Source organism: Paenibacillus sp. TSA_86.1, from assembly GCF_052691815.1.
Genome location: NZ_JBQZGE010000010.1, coordinates 81,792 through 95,678, shown reverse-complemented (window position 1 = coordinate 95,678; position 13,887 = coordinate 81,792). Strand labels below are relative to the sequence as shown.

Below are 13,887 nucleotides of genomic sequence, written 5' to 3'. Positions count from 1 at the left end.
TCGCTGTAACATTTCCCGGGGAATGTCGACACCAGCTCTCGAATCAGGGGTGAACAAGATGCCTATTCATGTCATCGTCGAAGGTAAGAATGATCGTAGTAAACTCAAACGTTTGGTTGGTCCAGAGATCAATATTTTGTGTACATTTGGAACACTGAACTCCCTCAAACTGGAGTCACTGCGCAAAAAAGTGGGGTATGATGAAGTTTATTTATTCATGGACAATGACAGCTCAGGTAAAAAAATAAGAGGTGTACTGCGTGACACTTTCCCGGATGCGGTACAAATGTATACCAGACGCGGGTATGCAGGGGTCGAAGGCACGCCTGACGAATACATTATAGCCCAATTGGAGAAGGCCGGGTTAGAGGAGTATATCCAGTATCCCGACCAAAATTCGTATTAAAAAGCAACTAAAAAAAGGCTGTTTCTGGTTAATTAACCGGAGACAGCCTTTCATTTACCGCTATTCTTTAATCAGTCTGCGAATGTCCTCGGCGATGGCTTCCGGCTTCACATCTTCTGTATTAAAAGCATTATATACTTTGCGCAACTGGTTATTCTCATCCACCAGACCAATCATATTCATATGAGCAAAATCATCTTTGTTCTCGCCTTCAATCAGAATTTGAAAAGATTCTTTGGCGAATTGTTTCGTTTTATCCATATCTCCTCGCAGGAAATACCAGCCGGAATAATCCGCATGGAAGCGGTCGGCAAACGTTTTGATCTTCTCCTTCGTATCCACTTTGGGGTCAAAAGAAATCGATACAAAGGACGCCTTGTCCCCAAATGTGCCGTCCTCTTTCAACAAGTCCTGCACCTGAGATAGAGTAAAGGTCGTAATCGGGCAAACATCAGGACAGCTGGTAAAATAAAAGTAAAACAATCGCACTTTGCCTTGCGTATCCGCCAGTGAAACGGTACGTCCATCCACATTTTCCATAGAAAACGATTGGATCTCACGAATCTCGGGTAATTTCTCCTTGCTGGCAAATGCCGTGTTCCACATTAAGTAAACCGCCATAATCAAAGCAATGCCAAGCAATACCCATGTCCATTTATATTTCTTGATGACCTGCATCCCTTTTCCCATCCCCTCAACGTTATACTGGTGAATACGCATACATACTTAACCACGTATAAGCCTCTGTTCAGCTGCACACCTTGTGCCTTCAAGCGCAACGGAATTATTGAATGTGTTGCCTTCAACTTTGCGTTATCGCCTCGGTTCAGTGATACATATGTATAACATAGTGCCTTCGTTGCCGTACATACCTCGGATTTTATTAAGAGTATGATGTTCCAAAAAAAGCCTTATGGCTACATGTTTAATCCCTTTACTCTGCTTCCGATATAAATTTTATCACAGGAACCGGGGGAATTGTTTGACAATGTTCGTACATTTGTTGGGAATTGGACAGATTGTTCCCAGAGCTCGGCATGTTTTGCATCCTTGCTGGCGGATAATATACACTAGATATGGGTATCACCTAGATAGAGAAGTTTAATGTTTTGAAGACGATACACCTTATAAAGGAGACGTTTTATGGATACCTCTACACATTTTGTCATGGGCATTGGTCTGGCGGGTCTCGCCTATGTTGATCCTGTCGTTGCAGCCGATCCGATGCTCGCAGCCGCTGTTATGGTTGGTACGATCGCTGGCTCTCAGGCGCCAGATATTGATACTGCTCTGCGTTTTAAAAGTAATTCGCTCTATATTCGAAATCATCGGGGATTGTCCCACTCGCTGCCGTTTCTGTTGTTATGGGTACTGCTGCTTACGGGTGTGATCGGATTGATTTTTTCGGGAGTTTCGCTCGGGCACGTAGCCCTCTGGACTGCCGTAGCTGTAGGCGTACATGTATTCACCGACTTGTTCAATACGTATGGAACTCAGGCTGCCCGTCCTTTTACAGAACGCTGGATTGCCTGGAACATCATTCATATTTTCGACCCGTTTCTGTTTACAACTCATGTTATTGCAATCCTGTTATGGGCGTTTGACCTCATCGCACCTGCTCCACTCTTCACTACGCTGTATATCCTGACTGGAATATATTATATATGGCGTACCATTGCTCGCGCGCTGGTGGTTCGAAAGGTGAGACGTATGGATAACAGCCCGGAACCAGCCAAATACATCGTCATTCCAACCATTTCCTGGAGCCGCTGGCATGTTGTCAAAACGAATAAAGACGGAAGTTATGAGCTTGGTAAAATCGATGGGTCTGAGCTGACCTGGAGTCTTCATGCCGCTTCATCCACGCATGCAGCTGTTGTCGCTTCACGCAAAGCACCGGAAGTCAGCGCATTTCTCTACTTCACTTCATATGCTGTGGCCGAGGTAGAGGAGCTTCCTGCCGGCTATAAGGTTCGCTGGGCGGATGTGCGGTATCGACACCGGAAACAGTATCCATTTGTCGCCGTCGTGATTATGGATCGAAACTTTGAGACGATTGATACGTATGTCGGCTGGTTGAGCGATGAGAAAATGGATAAAAAACTTTTATCCGCTCGCCCTTGACGCAGCTATGGATTGCAGGGCACAATCAGATATAGGAATGATTGCGCGGGAAAAGCCCGGGGCGTTTTCCGCTCCGGGCTCTTCATGCTTTGGTATATAAATTATTTGCCAGACCCAGCCAGAGACTGCTCAGCGATTTGTACCAGACGTTTGGTGATATATCCACCCAAAGATCCTGTCTCACGGGAAGTGTAGTTCCCGTAGTATCCGTCTTGTGGAATGGTTACACCCAGTTCTTGTGCAGCCTCCATTTTCAATTGTTGCAGGGCTGCTGTTGCTTGAGGTACCACCAAGTTGTTAGAAGAGCGAGATCCTTGAGCCATATTTAAAATCTCCTTTCAATCTGTGTCTGTAATGTATTGCAAGCTTGCAAGATTATTATGGCTCGTACGCTTCAGGTTATACGAGAATTCATTAAATTTGTAGATGGAGGTTTTATCCAATGAGCAAAGGCTTATCCTTATGGTTTGCATTCTCTTCAATTGTGTTGTTAACGGTTACAGCGATTACGATTTCTTACAATGGCTGGCTTGCCGCCCTACTGTTTATCTTGTCCATGGCTAATGTCGTTTGGGGATTTATCATTCGTGCTAAAAAAGAACGTCGGGAAAACCGCTCGGCTTCCGAATCAACAACCTAAGCGAGGTTCCGCACCATTAGTTAACAGAATGAATTCAAAAAGAAGAGACGGATGCTTCATCCGTCTCTTCTTTTTTTCCATCCTATATAATTCCTGCTTTTCATGAAGAACGATTCACAATCGTATTAGGTTAAAAAAATTAGGTTAAAAAAACTGCTTAACCCGTCCTAAACGGATTATAATTTGCGTCTGGGAACAAAGCCCATCCTTTCTTTCACTGCATCCAGTGTCTTCGCAGCAGCCTCTTCGGCACGAAGTGCTGAAGTTTCCAATACATCTGCAAGCTCACCCGATTCACGAATTTCATTGTATCTTGCTTGCAGCGGTTCAATTACAGATACAACCACTTCGGCGAGTTCCTTCTTGAATGGACCATACATTTTGCCTTCATAACGCTCTGCAACCTCGTTCAATGTCATACCCGCACATTCCGCATAGATACTCATCAGATTGCTGACTTCCGGTTTATTGGCCGGATCGTAGACAACTTCACGACCGGAATCTGTCGTAGCACGACTTATTTTTTTGCGAATCACATCGGGCGGATCTAACAGAGCGATATAACTTCCGGCGTTGGGATTACTTTTACTCATCTTCGAGGAGGCATCATCCAGTGACATAACACGAGCACCCACCTGTGGAATATAAGGTTCAGGAATGGTGAAATATTCTCCGTACCGATGGTTAAAGCGCCCTGCCAGGTCACGAGTCAGCTCCAGATGCTGCTTCTGATCTTCCCCAACAGGTACAAGATCCGCATTATACAACAAAATATCTGCAGCCATCAGAGATGGATATACGAACAAACCTGCGCCTACAGAATCTTTACCGGATGATTTGTCTTTGAACTGAGTCATTCGTTCCAGCTCACCCATCGAGGTTAGCGTTGTCATCAACCAGCCGAGTTCCGCGTGCTGCGGTACATGAGATTGCAGAAATACATTTGATTTACTCGGATCGATTCCCGCCGCGATAAACAATGCTGCTACCGCCTCGGACTGCTCACGCAGTGCCGCCGGTTCTTGTGATACCGTGATGGCATGGAGATCCACAACCATAAAATGACACTTGTAATCATGCTGCAACTTCACAAAATTTTTAATCGCTCCGATGTAGTTGCCCAATGTAAGCTTACCGCTTGGCTGAATTCCTGATAATACTGTTTTCATACTCTAAACGCCTCCCTGATTCATCTTGATCCTCTGATTCTTCACTTACCACTCCAAACAACTTCGCTCTGCGGACACAAAAAAGCCCCACGTCCGCAAGGGACGTGAGACCGTGGTGCCACCCTTATTCGCTCTCCTCTCCGCTGACCTGACATACAGGAATAAAGCAGAAAAGAAGAAGCCTTCATTGTTCCGTAACGTGGAATAACCGGCATATCCTAGTGAGATCACCCTGCACAGGTATGATCTGTTCAGCTATACACTCAAGGGTCCATTCAAAAAAGAGTTCACACCAGTTCACATCAACCCACTGGCTTTCTGAAGAGAATACTCCTCGCTTACTTGTCCCCGTCATCGCTTTAATATCATTCAATTCTTTAAAAAGACTTCCAGAATTCTATCTTAATGTGCACAAGCCTGAATGTCAAAACAGGATGGTTTTTTTCCTGATCCACGAAAATCTGTTATGATGGTATTGCTTATCCTGTGGAGGCTTTGAAGTAACTTGCAGGATGTCACAAAAAAAGTTGGCTTGATCACAATGACACGCCTGCAGCGGTTCGGCAATCATAACTGCCTGCAGACAGATTTCAAGTGGGAAAAGGAGCATCGATATGAAACAAGTGACCAAAGGTCAATGGAATGGTTACGACACGTATATCCTACATAGCCGTGAATTGGAAATCACCCTGCTGCCTCGTCTGGGAAATAACATCATTTCGATTCGCGATTTGGTGCAGAACCGGGATATCGTTCGCCGTCCGGACGAAAACGATCTGGCTTTCTATTTGCAGAAGCCTTATCATTTCGGAGTCCCGTTACTCATACCACCAGGACGGATCCACCAGGGACAATTCGAATATGAAGGCGTACGTTATCAATTCGATCAGAATACGGCGAATGGCAACCATATTCACGGTCTCCATCGCAGCCAGTCCTGGTGTGTCAGTGATATTGAAGAAGATGAAGATGGATGTGCAATTACAACGGAGTTATTAACTGAAGATGATAAGCACTGGATGGAACAATTCCCCATTCCCCTGAAGCTTGAAATGACGTTCAGTTTGCAAAACACTGTACTAACGCAGCGGCTGCGTGTCACTAATCTGAGTTCAACCCCTGCTCCCTTCGGGATGGGATATCATACATGGTTCTTGCTGGACGGTAAGCCTGCTGACTGGACGCTGCAGTTACCTGTTTCCGGATTGTACGCGCAAAACGAAGAACAGTTGCCTACGGGTAAAATAGAAGCATTGCATGATGAATGGTCCTCCATTAGTGAAGGGATCAGTATGCAAGGACGAGACTGGGACACGCTGCTTCGTGCTGCAGAAGGTCAGCCTGCAGTCGCTCAATTACGGAGAAAAGATGGATATACACTGAAATATTCAGTGGATGAAGCTTTTTTCAAGCACTGGGTTTTGTATACCAAAGGAGAATCCGATCAATTCTTGTGTATTGAACCTTATACCTGGTTGCCAGATGCTCCTAATTTGCCAATGCCCGATGAAGTTACAGGACTGATTCGGCTCGAACCGGAGCAGCCTGTAGAGCTATTTTCACATATTGAGGTTGTTTCACCAACGGATTAAAAGAGCCTTATTTTATGAGATGAACGATCTTGTCTGTTGATATTTTGGTACCTGTTCAAAACGAGCCGTTCCGCATTGGATCGGCTTTTTGAGTTGACATGTCATCCTTTGGTCATCCATATATTCCCTTACGCCATATCATGTATATTTCCTCACTCTCGATCCATACTAACATCACCAACCCACAAGGAGGTGAGACATATGTACGGAAGTCAAAACCAAGGTGGCGGAAGCCGCTCCAACAATCTGGTTGTTCCTCAAGCGAACGCAGCATTGCAACAACTGAAAATGGAAGCTGCGCAAGAGCTGGGTGTAACAATCCCGCAAGATGGTTACTACGGTAACTATACTTCCCGTGAGACTGGATCTCTGGGTGGATACATTACGAAACGTCTGGTACAAATCGCTGAGCAGCAATTATCGGGTCGTTCGTAAGCTCGTAATTATTGCTTGAGTGTGGCTTGAAAAGAGAGGCGGCCTTCTTCGGAAGTGCCGCTTTATTTCTTTTCGCATGAGCTAAATCATATCGTTCTACAGGTTTTGCTAAATTAGGAGCTTGATCCCGTTCCCGAATCCAGATATGTATTCGTTCTAGGATAGCGAATCATCAAGTTCGCCATGTTGTAATTAGATTCCATTGTTGCATCAATCATAATCATGCCTTGCCTTACAGTGAAGTCATAACTAATTTCGCCATGTGTCCAATTACGCTTGAATTTCAATGTCTCCAATGCCATTGCGCGGAAAGAAGTCCGCTGAGCTTGATTAAGCCCATCTCCCTCCATCTCGATCCGCCCATCTCTCCCCGATATCGGATTATGTCGAATACCAAATTTCCCAATAATGTTATTTCGTATTTGCACAAAAACCACACCTGAATCTAATCCTGACAACTCCTGATCTAGCTCTTTGAACACCAAATCTAACTGTCTTGCTAATGAAAGTTGATCCATTTTCACGATAACACTCCTCATAATATGCTTTTAGTCCTATACAGTAAGGACTTACGACTCATTATATGACATCATATGCGCTTACTCAACAAATATAAACAATTTTGGGTAATTATTACTACATTTTGCGCAATTAATTGCCACTCCACTTCCTTAAAGCGAGTTTTTTCATTTATTTACGACAAAATATACATATATCCTAAAAGAGATATTACAAACTAAAAAGAAGCCATCATTGATGCCTGTAGGGCAGTTCATGATAGCTTCTTTTTGTTCATTCATATTGAAGTTGTTTTATGATGTTATTTTGCAGCAGCAGTCATCTCTAAAAATTGCTCTATATCGGCAATAACCAGATTCGCAGCATTTTGCCAGAAATCCGGTTGAGTCAGATCTGTACCCAAGTGTTTCTGAGCCAATTCCTCAACCGTCATTCGTCCAGTATCACGCAGCAAATCATCATATTTATCCGCAAAAGCGGTACCTTCCTGCTGTGCCCGGGCATAGATCCCCGCACTAAACATATACCCGAAGGTATACGGGAAATTATAGAAAGGTACACCTGTCAGATAAAAGTGCAGCTTCGACGACCAGAAATGGGGATGATTCGACGCAAGAACCCCGCAGTATGCCTCCTCCTGTGCCTCTTCCATTAATCTACTTAACTCATCTGCACTTACTAAACCTTTCTTGCGCTGCTCATAGAAGCGATTCTCAAACAGAAAGCGCGCATGGATGTTCATAAAGAATGCTACACTGCGCTGTATTTTATCTTCCAGTAGCGCCAGCTTCTCCTGCTCATCACTCGCGGTTTGAACCAAAGCATCGGCAACAATCATCTCCGCAAACGTAGAGGCCGTCTCAGCTACGTTCATAGCGTAACGTTGATTCAACGCAGGCAGCTCTTCCATAATATGCTGATGGTACCCATGACCAAGCTCATGTGCGAGCGTGGATACATTCGATGGCGTTCCCGAGAAGGTCATAAAGATTCGGGTCGCTTTGCTTAGCGGCAGTGAGGTACAGAAACCTCCTGGACGTTTGCCCGGACGATCTTCGGCTTCAATCCACCGTTTCTCAAAGGCCATTTCCGCAAAACCGGACAGCTTGGGACTGAACTTCGCAAACTGCTCAACAATCGTCAGAGCCGCCTCATCATAAGTCAATTTTCCAACAGACTTGCCTACTGGTGCTTCTACATCGCTCCAGCTCAGCTTATCGACACCGAGCAGTTTGGCTTTTCGTTCCAGATACTGCACAAGCACCGGCTTGGTTCCATTGATGACCTCCCACATGGTATCCAGCGTCTGAGGTGACATCCGGTTAATGGCAAGTGGTTCCTTCAGAATATCTTGCCAGCCGCGTTTCTCGTACAATTTCAGACGGAACCCTGCAAGATGATTCAACGTATCTGCACAAAAATCTTCAACATCTGTCCAGGCTTGCTCCCATGTCGCAAACACACGCTCACGCACTTCACGATCACTGTCACTAAGCTTGTTGGCAGCCTGTCCTGCGGATAGCATAACTGTCTCTCCATCCTGTTCAAATGGAATATTCACTTTGCTTACGATTGTATTATAAAATTTGCCCCAGCCGTGATAACCATCCACAGCCAGATCCAGAGCAAGCCCCTCCAGCTCAGGTGCCAACTTTTCTTTGGCTTGTGTACGACTTTCGTTAAGAACAAAGGACAACGGCTGTATGTCCGGGCGTGCAAGCCATTCAGCCCATACCTCCTCCGGTGTCTGGCTTAGCGTATTGTCGAATTTGGACTTACTGCTACTGAGCATCGCTGCAATCGAACTGACAGCGCCTTGAAGTTGCGTTGCTTTCTTATCCTGCTGATTTTGAGCGGATAGACAGGATACAAACGCTGACCCTTCAGAGATTCGCACATAACAGCTCTGTAGAAGTTCAAGAATAGAGTCAAAAGCTTCTGTATCTTCCAGTGTCGTTGGAATAGCCGCCTGATTTAAGATATCCTGTAACTTTCGTACATCCGTTTCGAGATCGTTCAGATATGCGGCGAATGCTTCGGAAGAAGAACCTCCACTAAAGATGGACTCCAGATCCCATACGGGATGTAATGGCATTTTCATCTAATAAGGCACCTCTTTCTGTAGATTCGATATAAAAAATTGAATTAAAAACTGGTTTTATACGCAACGTATCTCTATACTAGAGAAATAATGTAGCAACTTTTTCAGGAGGTAAGTGTATGAAACCTTTACAAGTATCGGCTGAAACGGCCGTCAAATTAGCAGCATCTCTGGGCGTGCCTCTGGAACATCTGATGCATATGCCTCAACATATTCTCATGCAGAAGATTACAGAACTGGCCAAGGAAGAAGCGGCTAAACCTTCTGACAAAGAAGGCAACTCCGAATGATCCCTTTTGAGAACAGCTGGCCATACGATGTCATTATGGGGGATATCTATGTACAGCAATGCCCTTTTTGTGGTGCAAACAACGTTCTGTTGCCCCTCAAACCCAAGGAACTCATCCGCATCCATGAAGGAAAAAAGAAATTACTTGTCTTTCCGTGCTGTAATGGTAGCATGACCGTCATTGATACCGATAACGATTATCTGTTGTCCAGTCGTCCTGTCCGATAAATATGCTTAGAATACATTTACAGGGGGCTGCGCTTCGCAGCCCCTTTGTCTGCTTCCATCATCTCTTCAGGCAGCTCCAGATTTCCTGATATCATCTGTTCACGCAGCAATGCCCACTGTTCTCTGGAAGCACGGATCATCGCTGCATCCGTAATCCGCTTGTCATGAATAACTCGGCCGAACCACTGGACTGCTTCGTGAAACCGGCCTAATCTGCGATTCAGTTCTCCGAGCAGATACAGCAGCTTGGCTTCATTGCCACCTGTTCCTTCACGTTCAAAGACTTTGACATAAGCCCCCAGACTGAATTCAAGAAAACGATGCTCCTGCGTATGATCCTCCATATACCGGTATAACCAGGCAATATGATGAAGCAGACCAGCAACAACCCGATCCTTTTCCTGAATAACCTGAGCACACAGCAAACCTAATTTGTATGTAGCCAGTGCCTGCTCCAGATTTCTTGCCCCACTATAATCCCGCTTGACCCAGCGGTTTCCGATCTGCTCGATAAACGCCTTGCGTTGTATCTCATTCAGATTCCCCAATGAATTTTCGGTTGAAGCGAATCCACACGAAGGACAGATTCGGACTACATAAAAATCCGGATTTTCCTGTTTGTAATACGCACAAAAATCAGAATCTGTCCGGTAAGGCCGCTTCAAACTTGGTCTTACCCGTGAAGTTTCAAATTCTGCCTCGCAATAATGACACGTCACCTTCACCTTATACAGCGGCTCTAATTCCACTTGTTCCATCCCTCTCCCGTAAGGCTCTTCATATATTTGGAACTATGGCGTATTCACGAAATGGTGAGCAGGTCCTGATAAACGCTGTAAAATAAACGAATGCAAAGGTTCCTCTACGCCAACTTGTGTTAACGCCTGATTCATACAAGCAAGCCACGCCTCCGCTCGCTCCACCGTCACCTCAAAATGCATATGACGAGCACGCATCATCGGATGTCCAAAAGCTTCAGAGAACAGCGCCGGGCCTCCAAAAAATTGAGACAGGAACATGTATTGCTTGTCCATTACCGGCTTGATATCTTCCGGGAAGAGCGGTGCCAGCTTTTCATTTTGCATTACGATTGGATAAAATGCCTCAACCAATGCACGAACACCTTGCTCTCCGCCAAGATTGTCATAAATACTCAAACTGGAATTCATGCTTCTTCCCCTTCCTACATGTCGAATTTTGCAATATAACACACGTTACATGAACATGGTAACCAACACATCAACAAGCTTGCCCCTTAAGGCCAGCATCTTCATTCTATCAAAAAAAACCAAAAAGTCCTATATCACATGAAAGATCAGATTTGACCAGACCCTTATGTATCAAGGCGTTTATGTCTTAAGAATGACAAAAAAGCGCCAACCCCAGGGCTGGCGCACCACATATTTCATTAGTAACTTCGCCAATCTTCCTCTTCAGTACGCACCAGCGAGGCACGTATCACATACACAAATGCACAGACCAGGACTCCGGCGACAAGACTCATGATCATCACTCCATCCTTATTGATTCCACCTTGATAACCATTAGATGACGTTCAGGCGTTTTTACCATTTTAGCATACATCATTCAAAAACACAGCCACTTTTGCAAGCGCTTACCCATTATTATTTTGTACTGTTTGTCCATTTTTTTTCATATATTGATGGCAGAAGCTCCATGACTGACTGCGGTTTAACCATCTTAACAATAAAGGAGAGAAACTCATGGCTGTTCCTCAGCGCATCATGCAAATTCTGATTACACTCGCTCTCCTGATCCTCTGTGTTCTGATGGCTTCGTATCCAGCGGAGACCTGGCATGCAAGCGTGAGAGGTCTGTCCATCTGGTGGGATGTGTTGTTCCCTTCCCTCTTCCCCTTTCTGGTATTGTCTGAGCTGCTTCTCGGCTTTGGTATCGTACATTTCCTGGGGACATTGCTTAATCCGCTCATGCGCCCCATATTCCGCGTCCCCGGGAGCGGTGGATTTGTCTTTGCAGTAAGCTGCGCTTCAGGTTATCCCACCGGTGCCAAGCTGACGGCACAATTATGGGAACAGAAACTGGTCACGAGGGAGGAAGGAGAGCGCCTCGTCGCATTCACCACCTCATCTGATCCAATCTTTATGATCGGAGCCGTATCTGTCGGTTTTTTCCATAATACTTCCATTGCCCCAATCCTTGTAGCATCCCACTATTCAGCTGCTTTTCTTGTAGGTGTACTCATGCGGTTTCATGGCCATTCCACTTCAAGCGCTTCAACTCTGCCGCCAGAGCGCCAGAGCGCCCCCGGAGAGCACCGCAACCGCAGCCGATTCTTACGCGCCATCTATGCGATGCACGAAGCGAGGCAAGCAGATGGACGGGCATTGGGAGAACTGCTGCGATATGCTGTATCCTCTTCCCTTCGACTTATTATTATCGTAGGAGGGCTTGTTGTATTCTTCTCTGTCATTATGGAATTATTGGTTCAGACTGGCTCGCTTGGCGTATTATATGCACTGACGGAACAAGGACTTCAACTTGCAGGTTTACCACCGTCTCTATCACACAGTCTCGTCGGCGGATTGTTTGAGGTGACGCTTGGAGCCAAAGAAGCTGGATCAGCAGCCCATTCCGTACCTCTAGTCTTCAAAGTTGCTGCTGCCTCCTTTGTACTTTCCTGGGGCGGACTATCCGTCCATGCACAGATTATGAGTGTGTTAAGCAATACACCAATGCGATACGGCCCATTTTTACTGGCCCGAGCCATTCATGCTGTAATTGCGCCACTGCTCGTCATTCTGTTATGGCCATTGTTAATGGGTAATTCGACTTCACCTGCTTTTTTGGAAACTACGTTAATCTCCACCCTATCTACATACACACCCGGATGGATGCTTATCGGCATAACAGGAATACTGGTGTTTACCTGCTTGCTCATTGTCCTGTTATGTCTTGCCTGGGTTCGTTCGCAGTTGTTGCCTAAACGGGGCGAAAAATAGAGTCCTGTGCAAATAGTTTGCCCGGAAGTTGAATCGGACGTTGTGTTCTGGCCCGGAATTGATTATCATCGGTAGTATAATGACCACAAAGGAGCTTTCATCTTGAGATACTATGTTCAAGACCGCGGAGACCAGTTATCCATTGATCTCAGTCAGCAGTTTCACGCGCTGGCGAAAGAAGAAGGGTTCAAACTGGATGCAGAATCGCCGGAGATTGTCATCTCCATCGGAGGCGATGGAACGATGCTTCAAGCTTTTCACAATTTCATCGACCGCATTCCGGATATTTCTTTTGTTGGGGTTCATACAGGCCATCTTGGTTTCTATGCTGACTGGAAGAAAGAAGAATTAAGGGAACTGATCAGACTTATGAGTGGTAAAGGTGATCCGGGTCTCCTCAAACCTCGTATTGTACAGTATCCATTGCTGGAGCTGGAGATTCGTAAAAAGTCTGGTAACTCCTCCTACATCGCACTGAATGAATTTACGCTAAAAGGGGTAGACGGTACGGTCGTGGCTCAGGTCGACATTAACGACGTTACATTCGAGATGTTCCGGGGAGACGGCATCTGCGTCTCCACACCTTCGGGTAGTACAGCGTACAACAAGGCGCTTGGCGGGGCCATGGTGCATCCAACGATTGAAGCGATTCAGATTGCGGAGATTGCTTCCATTAACAACCGCGTGTATCGAACGCTCGGTTCACCCGTCATTTTGCCCAAGCATCACCATTGTGATATTTTCTCACGTAAAGACCAGCGTTTGCTCATGACCATTGATCATGTCAATGTAATGGTAGAGGATCTGATCTCCGTTCGCTGTCAAGTATCCGAGCAGAAGGTCAGCTTTGCGCGTTTTCGGCCCTATCCGTTCTGGAACCGGGTTCGCACTGCCTTTCTTGACTAGGTCAACGCTGCTGACTCCCAAGACTTACTTAAACGCACCAAAAAAGCGGTCCTTATCAGGAACCGCTTTTTGCTTTTGCTTGAGGCTGCTCTTTGCACTTCTGAAGCACAAAGTATGCACAGCCAAAGTTGCAATACTCGTTGATGTAATCCACCATATAAGAGATGGTCGAATCCTTGGTTGCCTTGGGATGGTTATCGCGATAAAAACCTTTAAGCCTCAGCTGGCTATATCCCCAGTCCCCAATGATATAGTCGTAACGCTCCAGCACTTCGCTGTAGCGGTCACGAAATACCTCCGGGTTCCAACCCTCTTTATGGTTTTGAACAATTTCATAATTTTTGCCGCCGACCTGTACAATGACAGGTGCTTTGGGTTTCTCCTGAACGGATTCCTCAACAGATTCCTGAACCGATTCCTCCACCGTCTCTTGCATCTGCTGCTCGTTCTGTTGCTGTTCTTCCTTATTTTTATCCTGTTCCAATCCGGATTCCTCC

17 protein-coding genes are annotated in these 13,887 nt (G+C 45.7%); 9 read left to right on the top strand and 8 right to left on the bottom strand.

What is annotated here, in order from left to right; all coding sequences use genetic code 11:
• The first annotated feature begins 58 nt into the window (after positions 1-58).
• Positions 59-406, top strand: coding sequence for a toprim domain-containing protein (locus ACUTVW_RS18565; protein ID WP_434749509.1), 348 nt, complete (start codon positions 59-61; stop codon positions 404-406).
• A gap of 60 nt (positions 407-466) precedes the next feature.
• Here ACUTVW_RS18565 and ACUTVW_RS18560 read toward each other — a convergent pair whose 3' ends face one another.
• Positions 467-1,084 (bottom strand): SCO family protein, encoded by a 618-nt coding sequence (locus tag ACUTVW_RS18560; protein ID WP_445647140.1) that lies wholly within the window; start codon positions 1,082-1,084, stop codon positions 467-469.
• Between the two features lie 465 nt (positions 1,085-1,549).
• Here ACUTVW_RS18560 and ACUTVW_RS18555 point away from each other — a divergent pair, with 465 nt between their 5' ends.
• A complete protein-coding gene (locus ACUTVW_RS18555; protein WP_445647139.1) occupies positions 1,550-2,530 on the top strand; it encodes a metal-dependent hydrolase in 981 nt (326 codons plus the stop codon).
• Between the two features lie 101 nt (positions 2,531-2,631).
• On the opposite strand, the gene ACUTVW_RS18550 is transcribed toward ACUTVW_RS18555, so the two are convergent.
• Positions 2,632-2,853, bottom strand: a complete 222-nt coding sequence (locus ACUTVW_RS18550) for an alpha/beta-type small acid-soluble spore protein (RefSeq protein WP_056702318.1) — start codon at positions 2,851-2,853, stop codon at positions 2,632-2,634.
• A 119-nt stretch (positions 2,854-2,972) separates the two neighbouring features.
• On the opposite strand from ACUTVW_RS18550, the gene ACUTVW_RS18545 reads away from it, so the two are divergent.
• Positions 2,973-3,170 (top strand): hypothetical protein, encoded by a 198-nt coding sequence (locus ACUTVW_RS18545; protein WP_445647138.1) that lies wholly within the window; start codon positions 2,973-2,975, stop codon positions 3,168-3,170.
• A gap of 176 nt (positions 3,171-3,346) precedes the next feature.
• On the opposite strand, the gene trpS is transcribed toward ACUTVW_RS18545, so the two are convergent.
• Entirely contained in the window at positions 3,347-4,339 is a 993-nt protein-coding gene (gene trpS / locus ACUTVW_RS18540; protein ID WP_445647137.1) for a tryptophan--tRNA ligase, read from the bottom strand.
• 614 nt (positions 4,340-4,953) lie between these two features.
• Here trpS and ACUTVW_RS18535 point away from each other — a divergent pair.
• Positions 4,954-5,931, top strand: a complete 978-nt coding sequence (locus ACUTVW_RS18535; RefSeq protein ID WP_445647136.1) for an aldose 1-epimerase — start codon at positions 4,954-4,956, stop codon at positions 5,929-5,931.
• A 201-nt stretch (positions 5,932-6,132) separates the two neighbouring features.
• Positions 6,133-6,366 (top strand): alpha/beta-type small acid-soluble spore protein, encoded by a 234-nt coding sequence (locus ACUTVW_RS18530; RefSeq protein WP_090919627.1) that lies wholly within the window; start codon positions 6,133-6,135, stop codon positions 6,364-6,366.
• Positions 6,367-6,479: 113 nt separating this feature from the next.
• Here the strand turns inward: ACUTVW_RS18530 and ACUTVW_RS18525 are convergent, their stop codons facing one another.
• Together ACUTVW_RS18525 and ACUTVW_RS18520 are read right to left on the bottom strand one after the other, a co-directional pair.
• Entirely contained in the window at positions 6,480-6,893 is a 414-nt protein-coding gene (locus ACUTVW_RS18525; RefSeq protein WP_445647202.1) for an O-methyltransferase, read from the bottom strand.
• A 293-nt stretch (positions 6,894-7,186) separates the two neighbouring features.
• Positions 7,187-8,986 carry a M3 family oligoendopeptidase gene (locus ACUTVW_RS18520; RefSeq protein WP_445647135.1) on the bottom strand — a complete coding sequence of 600 codons (1,800 nt, stop codon included), beginning with the start codon at positions 8,984-8,986 and terminating at the stop codon, positions 7,187-7,189.
• A 119-nt stretch (positions 8,987-9,105) separates the two neighbouring features.
• Between ACUTVW_RS18520 and ACUTVW_RS18515 the strand changes: the two genes are divergently transcribed.
• A complete protein-coding gene (locus tag ACUTVW_RS18515; protein WP_445647134.1) occupies positions 9,106-9,276 on the top strand; it encodes a YycC family protein in 171 nt (56 codons plus the stop codon).
• Positions 9,273-9,503: a hypothetical protein gene (locus ACUTVW_RS18510; RefSeq protein WP_434749500.1), complete on the top strand. Its 231-nt coding sequence runs from the start codon at positions 9,273-9,275 to the stop codon at positions 9,501-9,503. Before ACUTVW_RS18515 ends, ACUTVW_RS18510 begins: the two co-directional genes overlap by 4 nt.
• A gap of 17 nt (positions 9,504-9,520) precedes the next feature.
• On the opposite strand, the gene ACUTVW_RS18505 is transcribed toward ACUTVW_RS18510, so the two are convergent.
• Both ACUTVW_RS18505 and ACUTVW_RS18500 read right to left on the bottom strand, forming a co-directional pair.
• Positions 9,521-10,252, bottom strand: coding sequence for a DUF2225 domain-containing protein (locus ACUTVW_RS18505; protein WP_445647201.1), 732 nt, complete (start codon positions 10,250-10,252; stop codon positions 9,521-9,523).
• Positions 10,253-10,294: 42 nt separating this feature from the next.
• A complete protein-coding gene (locus tag ACUTVW_RS18500; RefSeq protein ID WP_434749499.1) occupies positions 10,295-10,672 on the bottom strand; it encodes a globin domain-containing protein in 378 nt (125 codons plus the stop codon).
• A 555-nt stretch (positions 10,673-11,227) separates the two neighbouring features.
• Here ACUTVW_RS18500 and ylbJ point away from each other — a divergent pair.
• Both ylbJ and ACUTVW_RS18490 read left to right on the top strand, forming a co-directional pair.
• Positions 11,228-12,484 carry a sporulation integral membrane protein YlbJ gene (gene ylbJ / locus ACUTVW_RS18495; protein ID WP_445647133.1) on the top strand — a complete coding sequence of 419 codons (1,257 nt, stop codon included), beginning with the start codon at positions 11,228-11,230 and terminating at the stop codon, positions 12,482-12,484.
• Positions 12,485-12,586: 102 nt separating this feature from the next.
• Entirely contained in the window at positions 12,587-13,390 is an 804-nt protein-coding gene (locus ACUTVW_RS18490; protein WP_445647132.1) for an NAD kinase, read from the top strand.
• A gap of 55 nt (positions 13,391-13,445) precedes the next feature.
• Here the strand turns inward: ACUTVW_RS18490 and ACUTVW_RS18485 are convergent, their stop codons facing one another.
• Positions 13,446-13,874, bottom strand: a complete 429-nt coding sequence (locus ACUTVW_RS18485; protein WP_445647131.1) for a YutD family protein — start codon at positions 13,872-13,874, stop codon at positions 13,446-13,448.
• Positions 13,875-13,887: the final 13 nt, after the last annotated feature.

Bases quoted from the DNA above. Each gene is read 5' to 3' on its own strand.
- ACUTVW_RS18545 (WP_445647138.1), top strand. From the start codon at position 2,973: ATGAGCAAAGGCTTATCCTTATGGTTTGCATTCTCTTCAATTGTGTTG.
- ACUTVW_RS18520 (WP_445647135.1), bottom strand. From the start codon at position 8,986: ATGAAAATGCCATTACATCCCGTATGGGATCTGGAGTCCATCTTTAGT.
- ACUTVW_RS18510 (WP_434749500.1), top strand. From the start codon at position 9,273: ATGATCCCTTTTGAGAACAGCTGGCCATACGATGTCATTATGGGGGAT.
- trpS (WP_445647137.1), bottom strand. From the start codon at position 4,339: ATGAAAACAGTATTATCAGGAATTCAGCCAAGCGGTAAGCTTACATTG.
- ACUTVW_RS18515 (WP_445647134.1), top strand. From the start codon at position 9,106: ATGAAACCTTTACAAGTATCGGCTGAAACGGCCGTCAAATTAGCAGCA.
- ACUTVW_RS18560 (WP_445647140.1), bottom strand. From the start codon at position 1,084: ATGCAGGTCATCAAGAAATATAAATGGACATGGGTATTGCTTGGCATT.
- ACUTVW_RS18530 (WP_090919627.1), top strand. From the start codon at position 6,133: ATGTACGGAAGTCAAAACCAAGGTGGCGGAAGCCGCTCCAACAATCTG.
- ACUTVW_RS18550 (WP_056702318.1), bottom strand. From the start codon at position 2,853: ATGGCTCAAGGATCTCGCTCTTCTAACAACTTGGTGGTACCTCAAGCA.
- ACUTVW_RS18535 (WP_445647136.1), top strand. From the start codon at position 4,954: ATGAAACAAGTGACCAAAGGTCAATGGAATGGTTACGACACGTATATC.
- ACUTVW_RS18555 (WP_445647139.1), top strand. From the start codon at position 1,550: ATGGATACCTCTACACATTTTGTCATGGGCATTGGTCTGGCGGGTCTC.
- ylbJ (WP_445647133.1), top strand. From the start codon at position 11,228: ATGGCTGTTCCTCAGCGCATCATGCAAATTCTGATTACACTCGCTCTC.
- ACUTVW_RS18500 (WP_434749499.1), bottom strand. From the start codon at position 10,672: ATGAATTCCAGTTTGAGTATTTATGACAATCTTGGCGGAGAGCAAGGT.
- ACUTVW_RS18565 (WP_434749509.1), top strand. From the start codon at position 59: ATGCCTATTCATGTCATCGTCGAAGGTAAGAATGATCGTAGTAAACTC.